General features: G+C 70.4%; 21 protein-coding genes and 1 tRNA gene. 12 read left to right on the top strand and 10 right to left on the bottom strand.

Annotated features, from left to right (window positions below; translation table 11 throughout):
• Positions 1-13 precede the first annotated feature (13 nt).
• Both KY498_RS05935 and KY498_RS05930 read left to right on the top strand, forming a co-directional pair.
• A complete protein-coding gene (locus KY498_RS05935; RefSeq protein ID WP_219879552.1) occupies positions 14-643 on the top strand; it encodes a GNAT family N-acetyltransferase in 630 nt (209 codons plus the stop codon).
• 105 nt (positions 644-748) lie between these two features.
• Positions 749-1,669, top strand: a complete 921-nt coding sequence (locus KY498_RS05930) for a large exoprotein (protein WP_191009659.1) — start codon at positions 749-751, stop codon at positions 1,667-1,669.
• A 29-nt stretch (positions 1,670-1,698) separates the two neighbouring features.
• Here KY498_RS05930 and KY498_RS05925 read toward each other — a convergent pair whose 3' ends face one another.
• On the bottom strand, positions 1,699-2,886 hold the full coding sequence (locus KY498_RS05925; protein WP_191008275.1) for an amidohydrolase family protein: 1,188 nt from the start codon (positions 2,884-2,886) through the stop codon (positions 1,699-1,701).
• Positions 2,887-2,946: 60 nt separating this feature from the next.
• Between KY498_RS05925 and KY498_RS05920 the strand changes: the two genes are divergently transcribed.
• Positions 2,947-3,022: transfer RNA gene (locus KY498_RS05920), tRNA-Ala, on the top strand.
• Positions 3,023-3,617: 595 nt separating this feature from the next.
• Here the strand turns inward: KY498_RS05920 and KY498_RS05915 are convergent.
• A complete protein-coding gene (locus KY498_RS05915; RefSeq protein WP_191008276.1) occupies positions 3,618-4,325 on the bottom strand; it encodes an SDR family oxidoreductase in 708 nt (235 codons plus the stop codon).
• A 25-nt stretch (positions 4,326-4,350) separates the two neighbouring features.
• Entirely contained in the window at positions 4,351-5,427 is a 1,077-nt protein-coding gene (locus KY498_RS05910) for an alkene reductase (protein WP_191008277.1), read from the bottom strand.
• A 149-nt stretch (positions 5,428-5,576) separates the two neighbouring features.
• Here KY498_RS05910 and KY498_RS05905 point away from each other — a divergent pair, with 149 nt between their 5' ends.
• Positions 5,577-6,209 carry a TetR/AcrR family transcriptional regulator gene (locus KY498_RS05905; RefSeq protein ID WP_060960042.1) on the top strand — a complete coding sequence of 211 codons (633 nt, stop codon included), beginning with the start codon at positions 5,577-5,579 and terminating at the stop codon, positions 6,207-6,209.
• Between the two features lie 179 nt (positions 6,210-6,388).
• Here KY498_RS05905 and KY498_RS05900 read toward each other — a convergent pair whose 3' ends face one another.
• The 6 genes from KY498_RS05900 to KY498_RS05875 form a co-directional block, all read right to left on the bottom strand.
• On the bottom strand, positions 6,389-7,249 hold the full coding sequence (locus tag KY498_RS05900) for an alpha/beta fold hydrolase (RefSeq protein WP_101305940.1): 861 nt from the start codon (positions 7,247-7,249) through the stop codon (positions 6,389-6,391).
• A 61-nt stretch (positions 7,250-7,310) separates the two neighbouring features.
• Positions 7,311-8,306 carry an NADP-dependent oxidoreductase gene (locus KY498_RS05895; protein ID WP_101305941.1) on the bottom strand — a complete coding sequence of 332 codons (996 nt, stop codon included), beginning with the start codon at positions 8,304-8,306 and terminating at the stop codon, positions 7,311-7,313.
• Positions 8,307-8,347: 41 nt separating this feature from the next.
• Positions 8,348-9,211, bottom strand: coding sequence for an alpha/beta fold hydrolase (locus KY498_RS05890; RefSeq protein WP_191008278.1), 864 nt, complete (start codon positions 9,209-9,211; stop codon positions 8,348-8,350).
• Between the two features lie 300 nt (positions 9,212-9,511).
• Positions 9,512-10,714 (bottom strand): MFS transporter, encoded by a 1,203-nt coding sequence (locus KY498_RS05885; RefSeq protein ID WP_191008279.1) that lies wholly within the window; start codon positions 10,712-10,714, stop codon positions 9,512-9,514.
• A gap of 263 nt (positions 10,715-10,977) precedes the next feature.
• The gene (locus KY498_RS05880; RefSeq protein WP_191008280.1) at positions 10,978-11,292 is read right to left on the bottom strand and encodes a hypothetical protein; all 315 of its coding nucleotides are present in this window, start codon (positions 11,290-11,292) and stop codon (positions 10,978-10,980) included.
• A 376-nt stretch (positions 11,293-11,668) separates the two neighbouring features.
• Complete coding sequence (locus KY498_RS05875) at positions 11,669-12,022, bottom strand: Lsr2 family protein (protein ID WP_101305944.1); 354 nt, start codon at positions 12,020-12,022, stop codon at positions 11,669-11,671.
• A 299-nt stretch (positions 12,023-12,321) separates the two neighbouring features.
• On the opposite strand from KY498_RS05875, the gene KY498_RS05870 reads away from it, so the two are divergent.
• The 8 genes from KY498_RS05870 to KY498_RS05835 all read left to right on the top strand — a co-directional run bounded on the left by KY498_RS05870 (position 12,322) and on the right by KY498_RS05835 (position 21,789).
• Entirely contained in the window at positions 12,322-13,164 is an 843-nt protein-coding gene (locus KY498_RS05870) for an AraC family transcriptional regulator (RefSeq protein WP_191008281.1), read from the top strand.
• Between the two features lie 186 nt (positions 13,165-13,350).
• Entirely contained in the window at positions 13,351-14,409 is a 1,059-nt protein-coding gene (locus tag KY498_RS05865; protein WP_191008282.1) for an ABC transporter substrate-binding protein, read from the top strand.
• Positions 14,406-15,521, top strand: coding sequence for an iron ABC transporter permease (locus KY498_RS05860; protein WP_223848887.1), 1,116 nt, complete (start codon positions 14,406-14,408; stop codon positions 15,519-15,521). Before KY498_RS05865 ends, KY498_RS05860 begins: the two co-directional genes overlap by 4 nt.
• 8 nt (positions 15,522-15,529) lie before the next feature.
• A complete protein-coding gene (locus KY498_RS05855; protein ID WP_219879551.1) occupies positions 15,530-16,636 on the top strand; it encodes an iron chelate uptake ABC transporter family permease subunit in 1,107 nt (368 codons plus the stop codon).
• Between the two features lie 24 nt (positions 16,637-16,660).
• The gene (locus tag KY498_RS05850; RefSeq protein WP_061782102.1) at positions 16,661-17,449 is read left to right on the top strand and encodes an ABC transporter ATP-binding protein; all 789 of its coding nucleotides are present in this window, start codon (positions 16,661-16,663) and stop codon (positions 17,447-17,449) included.
• Positions 17,446-19,095: an ABC transporter ATP-binding protein gene (locus KY498_RS05845; RefSeq protein WP_219879550.1), complete on the top strand. Its 1,650-nt coding sequence runs from the start codon at positions 17,446-17,448 to the stop codon at positions 19,093-19,095. Before KY498_RS05850 ends, KY498_RS05845 begins: the two co-directional genes overlap by 4 nt.
• Positions 19,088-20,908 carry an ABC transporter ATP-binding protein gene (locus tag KY498_RS05840; protein WP_191008284.1) on the top strand — a complete coding sequence of 607 codons (1,821 nt, stop codon included), beginning with the start codon at positions 19,088-19,090 and terminating at the stop codon, positions 20,906-20,908. Before KY498_RS05845 ends, KY498_RS05840 begins: the two co-directional genes overlap by 8 nt.
• Positions 20,905-21,789, top strand: coding sequence for a siderophore-interacting protein (locus tag KY498_RS05835; RefSeq protein WP_101305949.1), 885 nt, complete (start codon positions 20,905-20,907; stop codon positions 21,787-21,789). Before KY498_RS05840 ends, KY498_RS05835 begins: the two co-directional genes overlap by 4 nt.
• A 301-nt stretch (positions 21,790-22,090) precedes the next feature.
• On the opposite strand, the gene KY498_RS05830 is transcribed toward KY498_RS05835, so the two are convergent.
• The gene (locus tag KY498_RS05830) at positions 22,091-22,636 is read right to left on the bottom strand and encodes an AAA family ATPase (protein ID WP_191008285.1); all 546 of its coding nucleotides are present in this window, start codon (positions 22,634-22,636) and stop codon (positions 22,091-22,093) included.
• Positions 22,637-22,652 lie beyond the last annotated feature (16 nt).

The following is a 22,652-nucleotide window of genomic DNA, read 5'->3' as shown; positions in this document are numbered from 1 at the left end:
CGAGGGGGAGCCGGTGGAGTTGACGGCACCGCGCGAGCACGGTCCGATCTCGATCCGACTCATCAAGCAGCGCGATGCCCGCGTCCTGCAGTCGGAACTGCTCGGCAACCGCGCCTGGCTGCGGCCGTGGGAGGCCACGAGCCCCGACGGCCCCGTCTCGTTCGACATGCGTCTGGGCATCCGGCGGCTGCTGCAGCAGTACCGCGACGGCGGCGGCGTGCCCTTCGTCATGGAGTACGACGGTGAGATCGCCGGTCAGCTGAACGTGTGGGGGATCGCCCGCGGCTCGCTCTCGTCGGCGACGATCGGCTACTGGGTGAGCGAGCGGTTCGCCGGGCGCGGCATCACGCCGACCGCCGTCGCGCTGGCGACGGACGTCTGCTTCCGCGAGCTCGGTCTGCATCGCATGGAGATCTGCATCCGTCCGGAGAACCGGGCGAGCCTGCGGGTCGTCGAGAAACTCGGTTTCCGCTACGAGGGGCTGCGGCGGCGCTTCATCCACATCGCCGGCGACTGGCGCGATCACTACGCGTTCGCCCTCGTACGCGAAGAGGTCCCCGACGGCGTGCTCCAGCGCTGGCTGCAGGGGCGCGCGCCCCAGGATGCCGCCACGATCCCTGCGCCGGATCGTCCGACGGGCTGAATCGACCTCTCGCCGCGGCGTCGAAAACCCTCAGGTTCCACATGAAGGTCAGACACGCGGTCGGATATCGCGGCACCGGTGCCCGTCGCCCTTACCGTGGTCACCATGGGTGGTCAGGTTCTCGGCGGTGGGGTGGTCGTCCTCGTCGCCGTCGCACTGTGGATGATCTACCTGCTGCCGTCGTGGCACGGCCGTCATCAGTTCAACGCCGCGGAGCGCAACGCCGTGCGCCTCAACCAGGCCCTGCGCATCCTCGCCGAGACGAGCGAGACGCCCGAGGAGGTCCGCCTCGAACTGAACGCGCGCACGGCGATGGCCCAGCAGCGGTTGGCGCGTCAGGCGCAGGCCGAACGCGAGCAGGCCGAGCTGGCTCGCGTGCGCGCCGAGCTCGAGGTCACCAAGCTCCAGGCTCGCGCCGAGGCCGCTGCGGCCCGCGAGGCCGCCGCGCTCGCCGCCGCCCGTGAGCGGGCACGGCCCGAGATCCGTCGCGCGCAGGCCCGTCGACGGGCCCGCCTGGTCATCAGTGTCACCGCGATCGTCGCGCTGGCCCTGGGCGCATGGGGCGGTGTCCGGCTCGCCACGACGGGCTCCCCGCTGATCCTGTGGGCCGCCGGCGCCCTCCTGGTCACCTGTCTCGTGCTGCTGCAGCGGATGTCGCGGGTGCGGCGTCGGGCCGTCGTGCGCGAGACCGTCGTCCCGGTCGCGCGTGTCGCACGCGAGGTGCAGGATCTGGCCGTCGGCTCCGAGCGGGCGTCCTGGGTGCCCCGCGAACTGCCCCGTCCGCTCACGGCCTCCGCCGGCTCGCGCGCCGCCGCGGTGCTCGACGAGGTCGACGCCCGCGAGGCGCTGCGTCGCGGCGCGCTCGAAGAGGCGATGCGTCAGCGTGCCGAGAGCCGGCGCCCGGTCGCGCTGCCGCAGCGGCAGGCCGCACGCGAGGAGGAGCTGGTGGGCGGAGCCGCCGCCGGCGACGCCGCGATCGAAGCCCACGTGCGCCGTCTGCTGGAACGCCGCGCTTCCGGTCAGTGACCCGTCACCGGTGCCGGTGACGGCGGCGATCAGCCGACCAGCAGCCGCCCGTTGCCGATGACCGCCTCGCGGCGCGGAGTGCGCACGAGGGCGTCCATGCTGTTCTCGGCATCCACGAGGACGATGTCGGCGCGATCGCCGACCTCGAGACGGTTCACCGGCAACCCCACGAAGGGTGCAGAGCCGCCCGTCGCGATCTCCACGACGCGCCGGAGATCGTCGTCGCGGACGACGCTCGACGCCCGCGCGTACTGCCAGGCGATGCCGAGCAGGTCGCCCGTGCCGTAGGGGCTCCACAGGTCGCGGATGCCGTCGGTGCCGAAACCGAACGCGACCCCGGCGGCGTCGAGCTCGTGAAGCGGAAGCTGGGGGAGCCGCAGCGGCGCGACCGTCGTCATCGTCACGCCGAGCGCCCCCATCCGGGCGAGCAGGTCGCGCCGACGACTCGGATCGAGCTGCGCGACGGCGAACCCGTGGGAGATGTTGACGCGTTGCTGGAGCCCGTATCGCTCCACACCGTCGAGGATCAGCTCGATCTGGAACGCGCCGAGCTCGGCGGGGTCGTGCAGGTGGATGTCGAGTGCCACCCCGTGCTCCGCCGACAGCGCGAGCAGGGCGTCGACCTGCCCGACGGGGTCGCGGTCGATCGTCGCGGGGTCGAGGCCGCCGATGTGCTCGACGCCGTCGCGGGCCGCCCGATCGAGCAGCGCCAGCACGCCCGGGCGGCGGAGCACGCCGTCCTGCGGGAAGGCGACGATCTGCACGGTGAGCGCGTCGCCGTAGGCGGCCACGGCTTCACGGACGGCGTCGATCCCGCGCAGATCCAGCCCCAGGTCGACGTCGACATGTGTGCGGATCGCGGTGGTGCCGTGCGCGACGAGCTGCTCGAGCACGTTGCCCGTGATGCGGGCCGACGGCATCCCGATCTCGTCACGGTGCGCGCGTTCGTGACGGATCCGTCCCTCGGTCGTCCCCTCCCCGCCGTACGACTGCCAGGGCAGTCCCCACCACGACTTGTCGATGTGCGCGTGCGCGTTGACGAGCCCCGGCAGCGCCAGCAGGCCGCGCCCGTCGTAGCCGTCCGTCGCATCCGCCCGCGCCGGCGTGACCGCGGAGATGACGCCCTTCTCGATCGAGATGTCGACGGCCTCGGACGAGGCGGATGTCGAGAGCCGGACGTTGCGGACGATCGCGGGGGAGTCGGGGGCGGAGCTCATCACTCCATCCTGCCCGTGCATCGAGCACCCGAGACGCGTGATAACCTAGATCCTGTTCATGGGCCTATGGCGCAGTTGGTAGCGCGCCTCGTTCGCATCGAGGAGGTCAGGAGTTCGAATCTCCTTAGGTCCACCACATCGGTCGCTTGATAACAAGTGACCTCGTAAGAGCCACTTGATAGCGGCGTGTCTCCCCGAGGAGATGCGCCGCTCTTGGTTTTCGCAGTGGTTCCAATGAGTGCGACGGCATCGTCGAGGTTCTGCTCACAGCAGCCGTGGCTCGGTTCACTCATCCCCGAGAACCTCTACGGACGGCTCAGCCTCAGCGCCGCCATGGGGCACCGTCGGTGGCGGTGTCAGTACTGCACTGACGGGTGGAGTTCGGCTCCCTGCACCCTCAGAAGGAAGGCCGGTATTGCCATGACGGCGACGAAGAATGGTCCTCGATTTCCAGCTCTGACGGTCGAGTTTCGTGGCGTTTCGATTCGCGTCGGGACTATCCCCGTCGTCGCGCTGACGGGCAGGGCGAAACCATCGCGCTCACTCCGCAGGCGCTTCTCCTCTTGGACGAGACCGGGGAGGGCGCTAATGCGGCGACGGCTGCCGTCGTGACCGACGGCAGCCGTGCAGCGCGCGGCACGGGTGGTGGTTCGGCGCAAGCCATTTCCGGTCGCTCGTCCCAGCCCCGGCGCGATCGCCTCAGAGCTCTCGGCTCCGAGTATGGGGCACCGCTACTTCGCGAGCTGCGGGTACAGCGCCTCGAAGGGTCCGGACAGCGCCGCCTTCAGCTGCACCGAGGTCTCATCGGCCAGCACCTCGTACTCGCCCGCCTCGGTGGCATCGAACACCTTCGCGACGAGCACGGCAGGGTCGAGTTTCGGATCGGTCGATCCTGCGGCCATCGCCGTGTCGACCCAGCCCACATGCACACCCAAGACCTGCACGCCGGCGGGGTGCAGCTCGAGGCGCATCGAGTTCGTCGCCGACCAGAGGGCGGCCTTCGTTGCCGAGTAGATGCCGCCGACGGCGAACCAGGCCATCGCGGAGTGGATGTCGATGATCGCGGTCTCTCCGGCCTGGGCCGACAACAGCGGGGCATAGGCGCGTGCGAGCATGAGTGGTCCGACGAAGTTCGTCTCGATGTTGCGACGGATTTCGTCGTCGGTGTGGTTCAGGATGCCGAAGCTCGAGGGCGATGCGCCGGCGTTGTTGATCAGGATTGTGACGTCGGGCGCGGCGGCGACGGCGGCCTCGATCGATGCGGCATCCGTCACGTCGAGCTGCACGGGGACGATGCGCTCGTCGTCCCAGGTGCGCGGTGTGCGGGCGGTGGCGTAGACCTTCGCCGCGCCGCGGACGAGCGCCTCGCGCACGAAGTGGGTGCCGATGCCTCCGTTCGCGCCGGTGACGAGGACGGTGGCTCCGTTGAGTGAGGTCATGGGTGCGTTCTCTTCCTGTTTCGGGTCAGACGTGGGTGAGGGTGGGGTAGTCGACGTACCCGCGGGCGCCGCCGGTGTACAGCGTGCCGGGGTCGACCTCGGTGAGCGGGGCATCGGCCTTCAGCCGCTCCACAACGTCGGGATTCGCCAGCGCGAACCGTCCGAGCGGGGTGATGTCGGCCAGGCCCGCCTCGATGTCGTCCGCGATCTGCTCGCGCGTGCGGCCGTAGCGGACGACCAGCACGGCCGTCGGCCAGGCTTCGCGCAGCGCGGCGAGCAACTCGTCGTCGCCCAGGTGGTGCACGTGGAGGTAAGCGAGGTTCAGGGGCGCGAGGCGCGCGACGAGGTCGAGGTACTGGGCGTGCACGTCCGCGCGCGCCCCCTCGTCGATGCCGCCGAGGGGGAAGGCGGGGGAGATGCGGATGCCGGTACGGTCGGCGCCGATCTCATCAGCGACGGCCGCGGCGACCTCGACGACGAAACGCGACCGGTTCTCGATCGACCCGCCGTACTGATCGGTGCGCTCGTTGGCGTTGGGGGAGAGGAACTGGTGCAGGAGGTAGCCGTTGGCCGCGTGGATCTCGATGCCGTCTGCTCCCGCGGCGATGGCGGATGCCGCTGCGTGACGGAACTCCGCGATGACGCCCGGGATCTCGTCGGTGGCGAGGGCGCGCGGAACGGGCAGGGGCTGCGGGCCGGACGCCGTGAACATGTCCTGACCCGCGGCGATAGCCGACGGCGCCACGGGCTGGCGGTGGTGGGGGGTGTTGTCGGGGTGGGAGACGCGGCCCACGTGCATGAGCTGGATGAACAGGTGACCGCCCCCGTCGTGCACGGTGTCGGCGACCTTCCGCCAGCCGGCGATGTGCGCGTCTGTGTAGATTCCGGGAGTGTTCACGTATCCCTGGCCGTCCGCGGAGGGCTGGGTTCCCTCGGTGATGAGCAGTCCGAGCGATGCGCGCTGGCCGTAGTACTCGGCGACCAACTCGCCGGGGGTGCCGTCGGCATCTGCTCGGTTGCGCGTCATCGGTGCGAGCGCCAGGCGGTGGGGGAGTTCGAGGCGACCGAGCGCGAAAGGCCGCCAGAGAGCGTCGAGAGTCATCGTGAGTGTCGTTCCTTGTGTTGTGGGGCAGGTGGTGTTGTGGGACAGGTCGTCACCGGGTCGAGGATGGGAGAATCGAAGAGGCCCATGACGTTAGTGACTACGCTCATAACCGGGGCCACTCAGTATTCATTCCCGGAGGAGCGAAGATGTCACCGACCTCACCGCCCGTGGGGCGTCGCGAGCGCAATAAGCAGGAGAAACTCGAGCGCATCATGGTTGCGGCCGGCGCGCTCTTCGCCGAGCGCGGCGTCGATGACGTCACGACGCAGGAGATCGCCGACGCCGCAGACATCGGCACCGGCACCCTCTTCCTCTACGCCAAGACCAAGGGGGAGTTGCTCCTCCTCGTGCAGAACGCCCACTACTCTCGAGCCCTCGAAGAAGGTCGCAGCGCCGCGGCTGCCACATCCGGAGCGATCGACGGTGTCCTCGCGCTGCTGGCGCCGGTCGTCGCGTGCAACCGGACCCAGGTCGACAACGGCCGCACATACCTGCGGGAGATGATCTTCGGTGACGCGGCGGAGCCGCACCACGCGGAGGCGCTCCGGGTCGTCAGCGAGAGCGAGCAGACCCTCATTGACCTGATCGTCACGCGCGCCGGTCGCAGCGAGGCCGATGCGGCTGTGTTGGCGCGGGTGATCTCTTCCGGGCTGGTGGTCGCGATGGCCTCGGCACCGACGGCGGACACGAGCGTCGACGAGATCCTCGCGATCGTCCGCGCTCAGGTCACGGCGATCCTCTCCGGCGTCGAGGGCGAGACGTGGGTGCCGACCACGTAGCCTGCACCCGCCTCGTGATCGCGCCGCTCTCGCTGCGTCCGCCTGACGGGGCCCACGGCCCGGCTCGCACCTGCCGGGTGGCCTCGTCTGCGAGCACTTCGAAGCGATCGGCCTCGAGCCCGTCGCCGCCGGGGTGCGCGGCCATCGGTGTGTCGAAGACGTTGACCCCGAAGATGGTGTCATGCCCGAACGTCGGTGAGGAATTTCGCGGCGACCGGCGCGAACTCCTCCCAGTACTGGAAGATGCCACCGTGTCCGGAGTTCGGGTAGATGATGAGCTCGGAGCCGGTGATGCGGCGGTGCAGGTCCTCCGAGAGGATGCTGGGGACCATGCGGTCGTTGTCGCCGTTGGCGATGAGCGTGGGCGATGAGATCACCGAGAGGTCGGACGGTGCGGAGCGGCCGAACTTCACGATGGCCTTCAGCTGTGTGCGAAACGCCTTGGTGGAGATCGCCTTGTCGCGGTCGATGGTGCGCTCCTTGAGCCGCCCGATGAACGCCTTTCCGGCCCTCTTGCCCTGGGCGTCGCGGTTGAAGAAGAGGAACTCCTTAGGGTCCGAGCGCGTGAGGACCGACCGGAGGATGTCCCCGTAGGTTGTGCCGACGACTTTGTCCATGTCTTTGCCGCCGCGCGGACCCGTGCCGGTGAGGATGAGGCCGCGAACGAGGTCGGGGTGCTTCACCACGAGGTCTTGAGCGATCATCCCGCCCATCGAGAACGAGAACACATCGATCTTCTTCAGGCCGAGACCCCTCGTGATGAACCGGTAGGCGTCATCGGCGGCCTCATCGAGGGTGTCGGGCACGCGGCCGCTGGACGCACCGACGCCGAGCTGATCGAACGTGATCACGTGACGGATCTTCGCGATCGCGTCGATGATGCGAGGGTCCCAGTTGTCGAGGGTTGCGGCGAGGTGGACGAAGAAGACGACGGGGATTTCCTCCTTCGGGCCGAGCTCGCGGTAGGCGAAGGTGTCCGGGCCGACCGCGACGGTCTTCGCGGGGGCGTGGGCGTACGAGGTGATGACTGTTTCGTTCATGGGAGACGTCCTTGGGTTCGGTGGTGAGTGTGAGGGGCGCGAGTGGGCGGTGGGAAGGGAATCACGCGCCGAGGAGGACGGACTTTCCGCGGATGCCACCGCGGTGCAGCGACGCGAGAGCCTTCGGTGCATCCTCGAAGGGGGACGTGGCGCCCACGATCGGGCGGATCGCACCGGCGTCCACGAGTTCGGCGATGGCCCGCAGCTGCTCGCCGTCGGCGCGCATGAAGAGGAACTCGTAGGTGACGCCGAGTCTCTTCGCTTGCCCGCGCACCCTCCTGCTCAGCGCGCCGGTCACGAGACGCAGGGCCGGGCTCAGGTCGATCTGCCGGGCGAACGCGGGTGTCGGCGGGCCGGCGATGCCGACGGCCGTGCCCCCGGGGCGCAGGACGCGCAGCGACCTCGTCAGGTTCTCGCCGCCGAGGCTGTCCAGCACGAAGTCGTACCCCGACAGCTCTGCCGAGAAGTCCCGGCTGGCGTAGTCGATCACGATGTCGGCGCCGAGGGACCGCACGAACTCCGCGTTCTTCGCCGAGGCGGTCGTCGCCACCTCCGCACCGAGATGCTTCGCCAGTTGGATGGCGATCGTTCCGACACCGCCGGCCCCTCCGTGGATGAGGACCTTCTGACCGGCCTTCACGCCGCCCTTCTCGACGAGAGCTTGCCACGCGGTCAGGGCGACGAGGGGAAGGGATGCCGCTTCGACGAGATCGACCGACGAGGGAACGCGGGCGACATCCGCCTGATCGACCGCGATGCGCTCCGCGAAGGTTCCGATCCGATGGTCGCGCGCCCGGGAGAACACCTCGTCGCCGGGCGAGAAGGAGCGGACCTGCGCGCCCACCCGGATCACCGTCCCGGCCACATCGTGGCCGAGCGTGAACGGCGGTCGGTACGGGAGGAACGCCTTGAAGTCCCCTACGCGGATCCGCTCGTCCAGGCTGTTGAGTCCGGCCGCACCCACCGCGATGAGGACGTCGTTCGGACCGACGGTCGGCTCGGGGACGTCTGCCTCGTGGAGGGGCTTCTTGTAGCCGTCGATGACGAATGCACGCATGTCGAGATTTCCTGTTCTGGGAGAGAGGTTCGGGCACTGCGTCAGGCGCGCAGGAAGGACTGGATCCGACCGGTCACGATGTCGCGGTGCTGCGAGACCACGCCGTGCCCGGCATGCCGGAAGGTCACCACATCGAGAGCGGAGAACGCCGTACGCAGCTGGTTCGCGTTGGCCACCGGGACGAGGATGTCGTCCTCGCCGTGGAAGGTGAGCGTCGGCGTGCTCATCCGCTCGTGGGCTGGGCCGGGCTGGGCTCCCCACCGCGCGACGGCGCGGAGCTGTGCGCGCATGACGCCCGGGGTGACGGCCGCATCGCGGTCGGTGCGGCGGCGCTTCAGTCGGCGTTGATACGCGGCCGCGGCACGCGTCCCACTGTCTGTGCGGGGGAAGAAGAGGACGGAGGTCGCGGGGCGCGCGGTCAGGACGCTGCGCGCGATGCCGCGGAGCATGACGCCCGTCATCCGGGTGAGCCCGGCGCCGCCCCGCGGGCCGGTTCCGGACATCACGAGGTGGTCCACCAGGGTCGCCTCCTCCTCGACGATCGTTTGGGCGACCATGCCTCCCATCGAGAGGCCGAAGAGGTCGATGCGGTCGAGGCCCAGCGCGAGCACGGCGGCGATGGTGTCGCGGGCCATGTCGTCGAAGGTGTCCCGCACCCGGCCGGTCGATCGACCCACGCCGCGGTAGCCGAGCACGATGACCCGGCGATCCTGCGCGAGCGCATCGATCACCTCGGGGTCCCACGCATCCAGATTTCCGCCGAGATGCGTCAAAGCCACGAGAGGCGGCCGGTCGCCCGATCCGATCTCGCGGTAAGCGATGTCGGCCCCGTCGACGTGCACCATCCGCGTGTTGGCGTCGATGATGGACGCTCTGCGGCGGTCGCCGCGCGAGCCCGTGGCCATATGTGCTCCCGGGGTCCGATGAGGATTGTGCAGCCCTCGCTTTTGCGAGCAGACTCATTATTGACTGAACTCAGTCAGAGGTCAAGGAGGCGATGTGATGCGGCGGTCCGGTTCGGTCGGGCGTCGGGGGGAAGCGAGACCGGCGGTGGATACCGCGCTCCTCTGTAGTGGGGCACGCACTGAGCCCTGACCGGTCGTCCGAGAAGCGCCGGCGTCAACTGCCGATGTGAACGCGTCCCGGAGACCTGCGCACGGACCGAACCGTGCAAAAGGCGCCGAATCTCGCCTCTTCGCTTTCGGTCATCGTGACGATCGCGGCGTGTCCTCGCGCGAGACGCGCCGTTGCCCCGTCACGGAGGGGAGGACCAGCATCACGGTCAGTGCGCCCGCGATCGCGTACGCCGCGGGGATCGGGAGCCATGCAGCGAGTAGTGCTCCAGCGCCGAGGCCTGCGAGGCCGCTCCCTTCGACGAGGAAACTGGCCGACGACATCGTGCGTGCGACGTCGTGGCTTCCCGCTCCCGATTGCAGCTCGCCGTAGAGAGTGGCCATCACGAGCGTTCCACCGAAGGCGGTCGAGAACTCGATCGCCACCAGTGCGACGTATGTCCACGGACTGTTCGCAGGAGCGAGGGCCACACCGATGGTGGCGAGTCCCACCGTCAGGAGTCCGATCACGACGACCGTTGCCGTGCTCCAGTGGGCGTAGAGGCGACCGAGCGCGACGCCCCCTGTGATGCCGCCCAGTGCGCCCGTCGCCACGACAAGACCGAGCAGCGGAGGGTCTACGCCCAGCGTGTTCACGAAGTAGTAGACGCCCAAGGGGGCGGTGAGCGAGGAGAACAGGCCGGCCGCGGCGGCGATCCACAGCGTCGGGTTGTGCGACAACTGCCGGGCGATGAGCCTCAGAGAGGGCCGCGGCTCCTCCGCCGGATCCGCGTCGACATCGGGGATCTTCGTCCACGACAACGCTGCGATCCACGAGGCGACGGTGTCGATCAACAGTGCAAGGGGTGCCGGCATGAAGGCGATGAGAAGGGGCGCTCCCGACTGGCCGACGATTTCGCCGGTACTGGTCGCCGAGCTCAACAGGCCGACTTGTCGCACGCGGTCTTCGGGTTCGGTCAGGTGGTTCAAGACACCGTGACCCAGAACCGACAGCGCAGTGAGAAGCAGGATGTTCACCGCGAGCCAGGCGATCAGGGTGACGGGGGACAGTGCTCCGACCGACCACATGATCGGTACCACCGTCGACCACAGTCCTGACAGTGTCGCGGTCAGGATCATCAGCCTCACGTGTCTGCGGCTGCGGTCGGCCCAGACCGCGAGCGGAATCCGTAGAAGCATGCTCGTCGCGAGCATCACGGCCAACAGGGCCGCGACGTGGGCAGGCGTCCCGCCGAGTGTCGACACGAGGATGAGAGGCGCGAGGACCTCGGTCGCGGCCCCACCAGCGGAGGTGAAGACCCGCCCCGCGCGAAATCGTGTGACGTCGGAAATCACGGGCTCCTCCGACCCGAGTGCCTGACATTTGTGGCGATTGCCGTCAATTCTCGAGTTCCTCGCCCGTGTCGCCGGTGTGCCGTGGGAGGCAGGCTATTGCCGACCGAATACGGCGTCAACGTCCCCGCCGAAATCCCACACTTTGGTCGAGCATTTCGAGCACGTCGTCCTCTCCGGTGAGAGGACGACGTGATGATGCTGAAGGGCTGCGCAACGCCGGCCGGGTGATGACCCGTCGCCCGGGGTCACGCGATGCCTCTGTCTTAGAGCGATGCCGGCGAATGGAATGCGCGGGCGAGGAAAGCCACGACGAGCCACACGAGTGCCGCGACAAGCAGCAGAGCGCCGGCGAGGAAGAAGACGACAAGCGCCACGGGCGTGGGACCGAGTGCACAGCTCGGGGAATGCTCCGAGATCGCGAACCCCAGCACGCCCGCAGGGATGACAATCGCCGAGGCGCCGCACCCGGCTGCGAGCACGCACACGAGGATCGTCCGCGGCGCGCCCCCGCGGTGGGGGCGACCGAGGAGATGCGCGATCAGGCCGGTGGAGCCGAACGAGGCAGTGAATAGCATCACCCACGCCAGAATCGTCGCCGGTCGTGCCATGGATGCCGCGAGTTCGGCCGAGAATGCACAGTCAGGCAATGTGGCGAGGGTTCCTGCCGATCCGGCGATCGCGGCGACAGCCCAAGCGATCCACACGACTCCACGCCGGGAGGCATCCCGCTGCGTTGTCGTCGACGAGCCACGACCGGTCTCCTGCGCCCTGCTCCCGTCTCGCGCGCGGTGCGGTGTGGCGTGCTCAGAGCTCAACGGGTCACTCCGTTCTCGCGTCTCCGCGTCGTGAGGAGAATCCTGGCGGATATCGTCCCGTTCGGCGAGGAACGACTGTGGGCACCGATGAGAACGATCGTTCCCAGCGGTGCCCACAGTGACGTGCGCGTGAATCCGATCAGTGCGCCGCGGTGTACGCCTCGAGCACGGCGGCGGGAACGCGTCCGCGCTCGCTGACGGTGTGACCATTGGCACGCGCCCATTCACGAACGACGCCGAGGTCCTTGCCGGAGGCCTTTCGCGATGAGCGGGCGCCGGTTCGACGTGCGCCGCCGTTCGTCGCGGGCGAGGATGCGCGTGCAGCGCTGATGAAAGGCGCGAGTGCGTCCTCGAGCTTCGCGAGATTCTCGTCGGAAAGGTCGATCTCGTAGGACTTCTTACCGAGCGCGAAGCTCACGCTGCCGCCCTTACCGTGTGCGATCGGGGTGCCATCGAGGTCGTCGACGAGCTCGACGATGACTTTCTGTGCCATGAGTGGGGCTTCTCTCAGGTTGTATGGGGCGCTGGGCAGTCGGGTTATCGACCCGTCTGCGGAAAAGCCTACTCACTCATTTGAGTGAAAGCGGTTCATTCCCCTGCCCCGTGACAACTTTTTCCCGGCGCCGTGGCGAGCGTTCCCGATTCGGTGCGCGGTGACATCGCGGTCGGGTGAATGCCACGTGCAGACACCGCGGGGCGAGCCCCATTCCGTCGCGGGCCGTTTGGCGGCGAAGGGCACCCCTGGTTAGCCTTCGTGAGGACGGGAACGACGCGGAGAAGAGGCTGGTCCCGATGAGCTCCTACCGTCAGGCGGACTGGGACGCGAGCCCGACGCATCCCAGCTCGCTGCGGGCGCCCTACCTCATGAGCACGGGCGTCATCACCGCCGACGACGTCTCGTCGCGACCGATCTCGCCTCCGCACGCCCACCCCGACGCCCTGCTCGCGTGGTGCTACCGCGGCACGGTGTGGGTGTACCTGCGTGACGCCATGTGGCGTTTGGCCCCCGGCCAGGGCATGTGGATCCCCACGGGCACGCCGCATACGGCACGCCATGAGCGCGACTCGACCGGCTGCTACACCTACATCCCCGACGCCTCGCTCGTCACCCCGGTGGTCGAGGTTACGCGAGTGCTCGTTCCTCGCGCGGTGCAGGAGATGCTGCTCCACCTCGGGACCGATGACATGCCCGACCGCCTGCGGGTGCGCATTCAAGCGGTGCTGCTGGAGATGCTTCAGCAGCCCGTGCGCGAGTCGTCGGACGAGTGGAGCGAGGTGCCGATGCCCGCCGACGAGCGTGTGCGCGCCCTCGTGCAGGCCGTGCTCTCAGATCCGGGCGACGTGCGGACCGCCCGTGAGCTCGTCGCCGCCCACGGCCTGCACGAACGCACGGTGCTGCGCGTGTTCACCCACGACATCGGGATGAGCTTCGGCCAGTGGAGGACGTGGGTGCGCATGGTGCTGGCGGCGCGATTGATCGTCGACGGAACGCCGATCGGGATGGCGGCCCGCCGGTGCGGCTATGCGACGACGAGCGCATTCTCGGCCGCGTTCAAAGACAGGTTCGGGGTGACTCCGCGCCAGCACGTCGCGCGCGTGCGCGCGGATCCGGCGCACCGCCTCTACGGCCGCTGACTCCGAACGGGGGTTCGGCGGGAGAGGATGCGCCCCACGAGGTGTCGCTTCTGCGACACAACTCGTCCGTCCTGCGACACTGTCGGGCAGCAAGCGCCCCTAGCATCGTGTTGTTAGGTGAGCGTTACCTAACTTTCGGCCGCGTCGTCGCGGCATCCCTCCCACCCTCATCTCGCAAGGAGAACAATGCCGCACGCTCTTGCGCGCCCGAAAGCGCGACGCGTATCCGCACTCGCCGCCGCCCTCGCCGTGGTGGTCGCCCTCACCGGGTGCGCTGCCGCCGAGGAGACGGCCGCGTCCTCGACGGCCACCTCGAGCGGGGTCGTCATCACGCACGCCCACGGATCGACCACGATCGCCGAGAAGCCGAAGCGCATCGTGGCCCTGGGATGGATGTCCGGTGACATCGTCGCCGCTCTGGGCGAGAACCCCGTCGGCATGGAGAAGGTCTGGGGCGCCGACGACAGCGGTTTCCAGCCCTGGTTCACGGACTACGCCACCGAGCACTACGGCGAGTTGCCCACCCTGATCTCCCCGCTCGACGAAGGCCCGAACTACGAGGCCATCAAGGCGCTCGAGCCCGACCTCATCCTGGGCCTCTACACCGGCATCAGCGACGTCGAGTACCAGCGGCTGAGCGGGATCGCGCCGACCGTGCCGTACATCGAAGGCCCGTGGAACCCCGGCACGTGGGAGGAGATGACCCGCACGATCGGCGCCGCGATGTGGGAGAGCGACAGAGCGGAGGAGGTCATCGCGGACACCGAGCAGCAGATCGCCACGCTCGCGGCCGCCCACCCCGAGTTCGAGGGGAAGACCTTCGTGTGGGGGCTGACTCTCAACGAGGGCGGCACCGACCTCGGGGTCTACCTGAAGTACGACCCCCGCGTGCGCATCACGGAAGCGCTCGGATTCACCTCGACCTCGGCGATGGACAGCTTCCTCGCCTCGGCAGAGGGCGACAACTGGTACACGGGAGTGAGTCTCGAAAAGCTCTACGACGTGCAGGCCGACCTCTTCGCCGCCTGGGGAAGCTCCGCCGCCGAGGGCACGTACACGGTCGAGAACAAGGTCGTATCACGGTGGCAGCCGATCGCCGCGAACGCGTACGTGATCTACGCCGACCAGGCCCAGGCGGCCGCGATCAGCGCACCGACCGTCCTCTCGCTGGCCTCTGTGCTGCCGACCTACGTCGACGACCTCGCCGCAGCCCTGCGCGGTACGCCGACCATCACGGGCGAGTGAGCACCGGGGTGTCCGCGCCGCTGTCGTCGCCGGAACGACCGGCGACGCCGGCGGGTGCCGACGCCCCGACCCACCACGCGGGGAGGCGGCGCGATCGGGCCGGCTCCCCGCGCCGCACCGCCAGGCGCGTTGCGGGGGTCGTCGTCGCCGGAGGGATCCTCGCGCTGACGGTGGTCGCGTCGCTCGCGATCGGCAACCGGCCGATCGACCCCGCGACCGTGCTGGCCGCGCTCACCGCCTACGACGACGACGACCCGATGCACCTGCTCGTGCAGCAGCTCCGCGTGCCGCGCACCCTCCTGGGCATCGCCGTCGGCGCCGCGCTCGCGGTGTGCGGTGCCCTCATCCAGGCGTTCACCCGCAATCCGCTCGCCGACCCGGGCATCCTCGGGGTCAACGCGGGAGCCTCGTTCGCCGTGACCTTCGCCGTCGCGGTGCTGGGGATCACCGCGCCCGGCGGCTTCGTGCCGTTCGCGCTGCTGGGCGCGCTCGTGCTCACCGTGCTCGTCTCCCTGCTCGGCTCGTTCGGCCCGTCGGGGGCGACGCCCATGAAGCTCACGCTCGCCGGCGTCGCCCTCGGGGCGGCGTTCACGGGATTCACGACCGCGATCGTCCTGCAGAACCGCACCTCCTTCGACGTCATGCGCTTCTGGGGCGTCGGCGCGATCGGCGGACACGCGATCGAGGAGCTCGTCTGGGCGGCACCCCTGATCGCGGCTGGACTGGTCATCGCCGTCGTCTGCGCCCGGCCGCTCAACGCGATGGCGCTCGGCGACGACCTCGCCCAGTCGCTCGGCGCGCGCGTGCGCATCACCCGCATCCTGGTGATCGTCGCCGTCACCCTGCTGGCGGGCACGAGCGTCGCGGCGGCGGGACCCATCGCGTTCGTCGGCATCATGATCCCGCACGTCGTGCGCTGGTTCACCGGTCCCGACCAGCGCTGGGTGCTGGCGTACTCGATGCTCGTCGGGCCCACGTTCCTGCTGCTCGCCGACATCCTCGGGCGCCTCGTGCTGCCCAACGGCGAGGTCCGCGTCGGCATCGTCACGGGACTGCTGGGCGCGCCGGTGCTGGTGGCCCTCGTGCGGCGGCGGCGGGTGAGCGGGCTGTGAGCGTCGACGTGCGAACCGGCCCTGACCGTCCGCTCGAGCCGTCCCGGCCGTCGCGGCTTCGCTCCACCCCGCAGGGGGTCGACTTCGGCCGGCGTCACCTCCGGATCGACACGCGTCGCGTCGCGGCTCTCCTCCCCGTGCGCACCGTCGTCGTCTGCGCGGCCCTGCTCGTGCTGATCGTGGTCGCGGGGCTGTACTCCATGACCCTCGGCGCGTACGACATCGACGTCGCCGGCGTCGTGCGCGGCGTGCTCGATCCCTCGTCCGACCCCGATGTGCGCCAAGTCGTCTGGGAATGGCGGATGCCGCGCATCCTGTTCGCCGTGCTCTGCGGCGCCGCGCTCGCGCTGTCGGGCGGGATCTTCCAGTCGCTGACCCGCAACCCGCTCGGCTCGCCCGACATCATCGGTTTCGGCGTCGGCGCGCAGTTCGGCGTCACGGTGACGATGGTGGTGCTCGAGCTGAACACGTACCTGTTCAAGGCCGCCGGTGCGCTCGTGGGCGGCATCCTCACGGCCGTCCTCGTCTACGCGCTCGCCGCCAAGAACACGATGTCCTCGTTCCGGCTCATCATCGTCGGGATCGGTGTCTCCGCGGGGCTCGGGTCGCTGACCTCGTGGATCCTCCTGTCGGTGAGCGTGGAGAAGGCGATGATGGCGGCGACGTGGGGCGCCGGCTCCATCGCCTCGCTCGGGTTCGACCAGCTCGCCCCGGCCGCCGTCGTGTTCGTCCTCGTCCTCGCGGCATCCATACCGCTGCAGCGCACACTGCCCGTGCTCGAGATGGGCGACGACGCCGCCTCGGCGCTCGGGGTCGCCCCGGCGCGCACGCGACTGGCGGCGATGGTGTGCGGTGTGGCCCTGATCGCCCTCGTCACCGCGGCCGCCGGACCGATCTCGTTCATCGCCCTGGCCGCGCCGCAGATCGCGCAGCGGCTCACCCGCGCGAACACGCCGATGGACATCGTTCCGGTCATGCTCACCGGTGCCGCCCTCGTCATCGTCTCCGACGCGGTCGCGCAGCTCGCGACGGTGCCCGTCGGGGTGGTGACCGTCTCGGTGGGCGGCCTCTACCTCGCGTGGCTGCTCGCGACACAGTATGCGCGACGCGCCTGACCCGCCCCCGTCCGGAGGAACCCCATGACCGTCTCCCTGCTCGCCCGCGACATCACCCTCGGCTACGGCGACGCCCCGATCGTCTCCGACCTGTCGCTGGAGGTGCCCGACCAGTCGTTCACGATCATCATCGGGCCCAACGCCTGCGGCAAATCGACGCTGCTGCGCGGGTTCGCGCGTCTGCTGCGCCCCACCACCGGCGCCGTGCTGCTCGACGGTGCGGAGCTGCGCAGTTTCTCCGCGAAGGAGCTCGCCCGTCGGCTCGGGTTACTGCCGCAGTCGTCCATCGCCCCCGACGGCATCACGGTCGCCGAGCTCGTCGGGCGTGGCCGCTTCCCGCACCAGAGCGCGCTGCGCACCTGGAGTCGCGCCGACGAGCGCGCCGTGACGGAGGCGCTGGCCGCCACCGCGACGACCGCGCTGTCGAGCCGCCTCGTCGACGAGCTCTCCGGCGGTCAGCGCCAGCGCGTCTGGGTGGCCATGGCCCTCGCCCAGCAGACCGGCCATCTGCTGCTGGACGAGCCGACGACCTTCCTCGACATCGCCCATCAGATCGACCTCCTCGAGCTGTTCGCCGACCTGCACCGCGCGGGGACGACGCTCGTCGCCGTCCTCCACGACCTCAACCATGCGGCGCGCTACGCGACTCATCTCGTCGCGATGCGCGACGGCGCGGTCGTCGCGCAGGGAGACCCGCGCGAGATCATCACGGCCGAGCTCGTCGAGGCGGTGTACGACCTGCCGTGCAGGGTGATCACCGACCCCGTCGCGGGGACGCCGCTGGTGCTGCCGCTCGGACGGCGAACGCCGTGACGAGCACGGCAGGGCGCCTGTTCCGCATCGCGCTCACCGCACAGGGCCGAGGTCTCGCGCTGGCCGCGGCGACGGCGCTGCTCATGGTGCACGCGCTCGCCGAGGCGGCGATCCCCGTGATCATCGGTGCGACGATCGACCGCGCCGTCCTTCCCGCCGACCCGGCCGCCCTGGCCCTGTGGCTCGGCGTGCTCGTCGCGGTGTTCGCGGTCCTCACCAGCAGCTACCAGTCGGCATCCCGCCTGATGGTGTCGGTCTACGGCCACGGGGAGCAGCACCTGCGTCACCTCGCCCTCTCGCGGATGCTGCGGCCGCGTCTGTCGTCACGGATGCTGAGCCCGGGGGAGGCGCTGACCTTCGTCACGTCGGACACCTACCGGGTCGCCGGCGTCGCCTGGTCGGTGGCGCAGCAGTCGGCGACGGTGGCGGCGATCGCGGGCGCGGCGATCGCCATGCTCGTGATCTCGCCGATCGCCGCGATCGTCGTGTTCGCCGCGACGATCGCGATGATGGCGGTGATGCAGGCCGTCTCCCGTCCCCTCGAGCGGCGCGGCCATGCGGAGCAGAGCGCGGCCACGGAGGCCGGCGCCGTGGCCGCCGACGTCATGAACGGTTTCCGGGTCCTGGTCGGCATGGGCGCCCGCCAGGAGGCGGTGCGCCGCTATGTCGCGGCGAGCGACCTGTCGCGCCGGGCGGCGACGTCGGCGGCCCGCGCGCTCGCCGACTACGACGCCGTCAGCGCGGCGCTGGCCGCCGTCGTGGCCACCGCGCTCGCCGGCATGTCGGCCTGGCTGGCCGCCGACGGGCGGATCAGCATCGGCGAGCTCGTCACGGTGCTCGGACTCGCGCAGTTCGTCAGCGGGTCGCTCGCCCACGTGGGATCGTTCCCCTCCAACTGGATCTACAAGGTGGCGTCCGCACGACGACTCGCCGATCTCATCGACGCCGCCGACCTGATCGACGCGCCCGACGACGCGGAGGCCCGGCACCGGGGGGAGGGAGGAAGCTCCGCAGGCGCGGTGCTCGCCGTCCGCACGGGCGCCCGAGACGCCGAACGCATCGAGGTCCACGAGGGAGAGCTGCTCGGCATCCGGCCGTCCTCCAGCGAGGCGGCGCGCCGGCTCTCGCGGGTGCTCGGCCTGCGCACGCGCGTCGCTCGCGGCGCCGTGTCGGTGCGCATCGGCCCCGACCGCCGCGACCTGCGCGACCTCGACCCCGTCGCGTATCGCCGCCACGTGCTGTCGATGCCGCACCGCCACGCGATCGCCACCGGCTCGCTGCGCGACGCGGTGTGCGGACGCTCGGGTGCGCACCCCCGACCGGAGCTCCTGCGCATCGCGGCGCTGGATGACGTCATCCACCAGCTCGGGGGCTGGGAGGCGCCGGTGGGCGAGTCCGGTCGGCGCCTGTCGGGCGGACAGCGTCAGCGCGTCGGACTCGCCCGCGCGCTGCACGCCGCGCCGAGCGTGCTGGTGCTGGACGAGCCGACATCCGCCGTCGACGCGGTGACCGAGTCGCACATCGCCCGGTCGCTGGCCCAGCGCGAAGGGACGACGGTGGTCATCACGACCTCTCCGCTGCTGCTGGCCGCCTGCGACCGCGTGGTCGACCTGCCCGACGACGCGCGGATCGACGCGGATGCCTAGGCCCGTGCTCGCCGCGTCGACGCCCGCCCTCCTTCCGATCGCCGCGGCGAGGTCGGTGCGCGCCGTGCTGCGCGCGCTGCTGCGGCACCATCGCGGCCGCCTGGTCGGGGTCGTCGCGCTGCTGATCGTCGCCGCGGGGCTGGGCCTCGTGACACCGGCCTGCCTCGGACGGATCGTGGATGCCGTGATCTCCGGTGCCGGTCCCGCGGCCGTCGCGGCCTGGGTGCTCGCAGCGGGCGTCGGCGCACTCGCGGCCGTCGGCTGCTCGCTCTGGGGCATGCGGCTGCTGGCCGCGCTCGTGCAGGACGTGCTCGCGCGGCTGCGCGAAGACGTGTTCGCGTCGGCGATGCGCCTGCCCGTGGCGATCATCGACGACGGTGAGAGCGCCGATCTGATCTCGCGCGTGACAGGGGATGTCGACGCGGTCGCCGAGGCCGGCGGCAACGTCGTGCCGACCCTGCTGTCCGCCGCGTTCGCGATCGCCGTCTCGCTCGTCGCCCTCGCCGCGCTCGATCCGTGGCTCGCGCTGGCGGGGCTGGCCTGCGTGCCGTGTTACGTCATCGGCACCCGCCGGTTCCTGCGGCGCTCGCGAGTGTTCTTCCGCGAGGTGCGTGCGCGAGAAGCCGCCCGCAGCCAGGCGGTGCTGGAAGCGGTGGAGGGCGGCGAGACGCTAATGGCACTCAACGAGCAGGACGAGGCCCTCGCTCTCGTGCAGGAGCGTGCCGCGTCGTCGATCGCGGCGCAGATCGACGGCGTGCGGCTGCGCAACCGGCTGTTCCGATGGATCAACGGGGGAGAGGCGATCGGTCTCGTGTGCATCCTCGCGACGGGCTTCGCTCTCCACGCGGACGGAGCCCTCACCGTGGGCACGGTGACGACCGCCGCGCTCGTGTTCCATCGCCTGTTCGACCCGATCGGCCAGCTCATCCTCGGACTCGATGAGATCCAGCGGGCCACGGTCGGACTCGCCCGGCTCGTCGGCGTGATCGAGCTCGCCCGGGAGACCCGGGCGACCCGCGAGACCCGGGAGACCCGCGAGACGGCATCCGCCGTCTCGACGGCGCGACCCGCGCGGGCTCCGCGGGCGCGCGTCGGGGTGAGCGTGGAGGCGGTCTCGTTCCAGTACGCGACGACACGGCGCGGTCTGCGTGACGTGACCCTCCGCGTGGAGCCGGGCACCACGACCGCGCTGGTGGGGGCGTCGGGCTCGGGCAAGAGCACGCTCGCGCGGCTCATCGCCGGGCACTACCCGCCGTCGGCGGGGCGCGTGCGCCTGGACGATCCGACGGTGCAGCCGTACTACATCTCGCAGGAGCTGCATCACTTCCGTGGCGGCATCGCCGACAACCTGCGGTGGGCCGCGCCGGAGGCGACCCGGCACGAGATGGATGCCGCGCTGCGGGCCGTCGGCGCCGTGTGGGCGCTGGTGCCCGGCGACGGGGTCGACGACGACCGCGCGGGCGGTGGTCCCCGCCTGGACGAGGGGCGCATCCAGCAGCTCGCCATCGCGCGGGCTCTGCTCGCCGACCCGGCCGTCGTGATCCTCGACGAGGCGACGGCCGATGTCGGGCTGCAGCACCGGCCCGCCGTCGAGGCGGCGATCGAGCGGCTGCGCGTCGATCGCACCGTCATCCTCATCGCCCACCGCCTGCACCAGGCGGCCACCGCCGATCGGATCGTCGTCTTCGCGTCGGGCGAGGTGCAGCAGTGCGGCACCCACGACGAGCTGAACGCGGTGGACGGGCCGTACCGCCGACTGTGGCGCGCCCAGGCCGGGCGCGACGCCGACCCCGAAAGGACCGAGATCCGATGAAGATCCACCGCGGCACCGTTCGCCGTGTCCACCCGCTGTCACCCCACATGGTGCGCGTCACGCTGGGCGGCGACGGCATCGCCGACTTCGTGAGCACGGGCGTCGGCGACGAGTACGTCCGGCTGTTCTTCCCGCACGGGGAGGACCCCACCGACGTGTCGCTGCCCGTCGTCGACGGCGACGGGTGGTCGACGCCCGAGGGGGAGCCCGAGGCGCCGATGCGCACCTACACGATCCGTGCCGTCCGCCCCGACGAGGCCGAGGTCGACATCGACTTCGTGGTGCATCGCGACGGCGTCGCGGGGCCGTGGGCGGCCCGGGCACGCCCCGGTCACGTGCTGGGGCTCAACAGCCCGACCGGCCTGTACGCGCCTCCGGACGACACCTCCTGGCAGCTCCTCGCCGGCGATCTCACGGGGCTGCCCGCCGTGGCGCGCCTGATCCCCGGCATCCCGGCGCACGTGCGCACCCGCGTGGTGATCGAGGTTCCCGACGACGCGGATCGCATCGAGATGGATGCCGCCGACCACGTCGAGATCACGTGGATCGTCGGCGGCAACGGTCGGGGTCCGAGCCGGCTCGGCGCCATCGTGCGCAGCATCATCGGCTCCGGGCGGTCGCTGGAGGACGGCTACATCTGGGTCGCGGGGGAGACGGTCGCCCTGCGCGACGTGCGGAAGTTCCTGCGCCGCGAGCTCGGCCTGCCCGCCACGCGGTTCAAGGTCGTCGGCTACTGGACGCCGATCGCCGATTGGGAGGCGAAGTACGCGGCGCTGCCGGAGGGGGTGCAGCGCGAGCTCGAGGCGATCTGGGACGAGGTCTCCGACGTCGAAGACGCCCAAGTAAGCGTCGAGGCGCGGCTGGACGCCCTCGGTCTGTGAGGCGCCGGCGGCGCTCGCCGTGACACGTCGCCGCCGCGCGGCCGGGCGCCGCACTAGGTGGAAGCGCGTAAATCCGGCCCCGAATCGGCTGTGCGCCTCGCATCCCGACCGTCGGTCTGTTTTGCTCGAAGACTGCGGCGGTGGTTGAGCCTGCCTGCCGCAGCCTGGGTGCCGACGAATCCTGGGGGATGCGTCGCCCGAACCGTCGCCGGGCACAGCCCCGTGCGTCGCACTCGGGGTGGGCGCCGCTCGCGGACCCACCACCCAGGCCTCATCCTCCCTGGGGGCGCTGTCCCGCCGCTCAGCGGATGGCGGCGGCGGACTCCAGGGCCGCGAGGCGCGCGGCGGGCGTGCCGGACAGCTCGGTGATGCGAAGGCGGTCGCCCACGAGGTCGGGATCGTCGATGAGCTCCATCAGGATGTCGTCCGTGACCTGGCGCAGCTCGAGGTGCTCGTCGGGGCCGACGTGGATCGGAGCGCTCGCGGCCAGCGGGATCACGGCGAGCAGGTCGACGGTCTCGAGCGCCTCCGACGTGAGCTGCGTCGCCCTCTCGAGCGTCTCGCGGTCGATCCGCGCCTCACCGATCTCGGCGAGGGCCAGCAGGTAGGCGAGGAAGTCGAGCGGTCCGCGCTCGGCGATGAGCGGTCCCCGGTGCGGCCGGTCCGTCAGCCGGTCGGCCGCGACACGCAGCTGTGCGGCGAAAGAGGAGGCCGAGGGCGTGTCGCTCATCTCGTCGATCAGCTCGAACGGATCGGGGAGGACCGTGAACTCCGGATGCCGCCGCGCGAAATCCGAGATCACCGTGCTCTTGCCGCTGGCATGGGTCCCGGAGACGACGATTCGCACGGGGGCAGAGTACCGC

This window comes from Microbacterium sp. PAMC21962 (genome assembly GCF_019443465.1).
Lineage (GTDB): Bacteria > Actinomycetota > Actinomycetes > Actinomycetales > Microbacteriaceae > Microbacterium > Microbacterium hominis.
Note: the sequence above shows the minus strand (reverse complement) of the source record. Positions and strands in the feature narration are given on the sequence as shown.

Coding starts and splice junctions, on each gene's coding strand:
- KY498_RS05930 (WP_191009659.1), top strand. CDS start 749: ATGGGTGGTCAGGTTCTCGGCGGTGGGGTGGTCGTCCTCGTCGCCGTC.
- KY498_RS05925 (WP_191008275.1), bottom strand. CDS start 2,886: ATGAGCTCCGCCCCCGACTCCCCCGCGATCGTCCGCAACGTCCGGCTC.
- KY498_RS05915 (WP_191008276.1), bottom strand. CDS start 4,325: ATGACCTCACTCAACGGAGCCACCGTCCTCGTCACCGGCGCGAACGGA.
- KY498_RS05910 (WP_191008277.1), bottom strand. CDS start 5,427: ATGACTCTCGACGCTCTCTGGCGGCCTTTCGCGCTCGGTCGCCTCGAA.
- KY498_RS05905 (WP_060960042.1), top strand. CDS start 5,577: ATGTCACCGACCTCACCGCCCGTGGGGCGTCGCGAGCGCAATAAGCAG.
- KY498_RS05900 (WP_101305940.1), bottom strand. CDS start 7,249: ATGAACGAAACAGTCATCACCTCGTACGCCCACGCCCCCGCGAAGACC.
- KY498_RS05895 (WP_101305941.1), bottom strand. CDS start 8,306: ATGCGTGCATTCGTCATCGACGGCTACAAGAAGCCCCTCCACGAGGCA.
- KY498_RS05890 (WP_191008278.1), bottom strand. CDS start 9,211: ATGGCCACGGGCTCGCGCGGCGACCGCCGCAGAGCGTCCATCATCGAC.
- KY498_RS05875 (WP_101305944.1), bottom strand. CDS start 12,022: ATGGCACAGAAAGTCATCGTCGAGCTCGTCGACGACCTCGATGGCACC.
- KY498_RS05870 (WP_191008281.1), top strand. CDS start 12,322: ATGAGCTCCTACCGTCAGGCGGACTGGGACGCGAGCCCGACGCATCCC.
- KY498_RS05865 (WP_191008282.1), top strand. CDS start 13,351: ATGCCGCACGCTCTTGCGCGCCCGAAAGCGCGACGCGTATCCGCACTC.
- KY498_RS05850 (WP_061782102.1), top strand. CDS start 16,661: ATGACCGTCTCCCTGCTCGCCCGCGACATCACCCTCGGCTACGGCGAC.
- KY498_RS05840 (WP_191008284.1), top strand. CDS start 19,088: ATGCCTAGGCCCGTGCTCGCCGCGTCGACGCCCGCCCTCCTTCCGATC.
- KY498_RS05835 (WP_101305949.1), top strand. CDS start 20,905: ATGAAGATCCACCGCGGCACCGTTCGCCGTGTCCACCCGCTGTCACCC.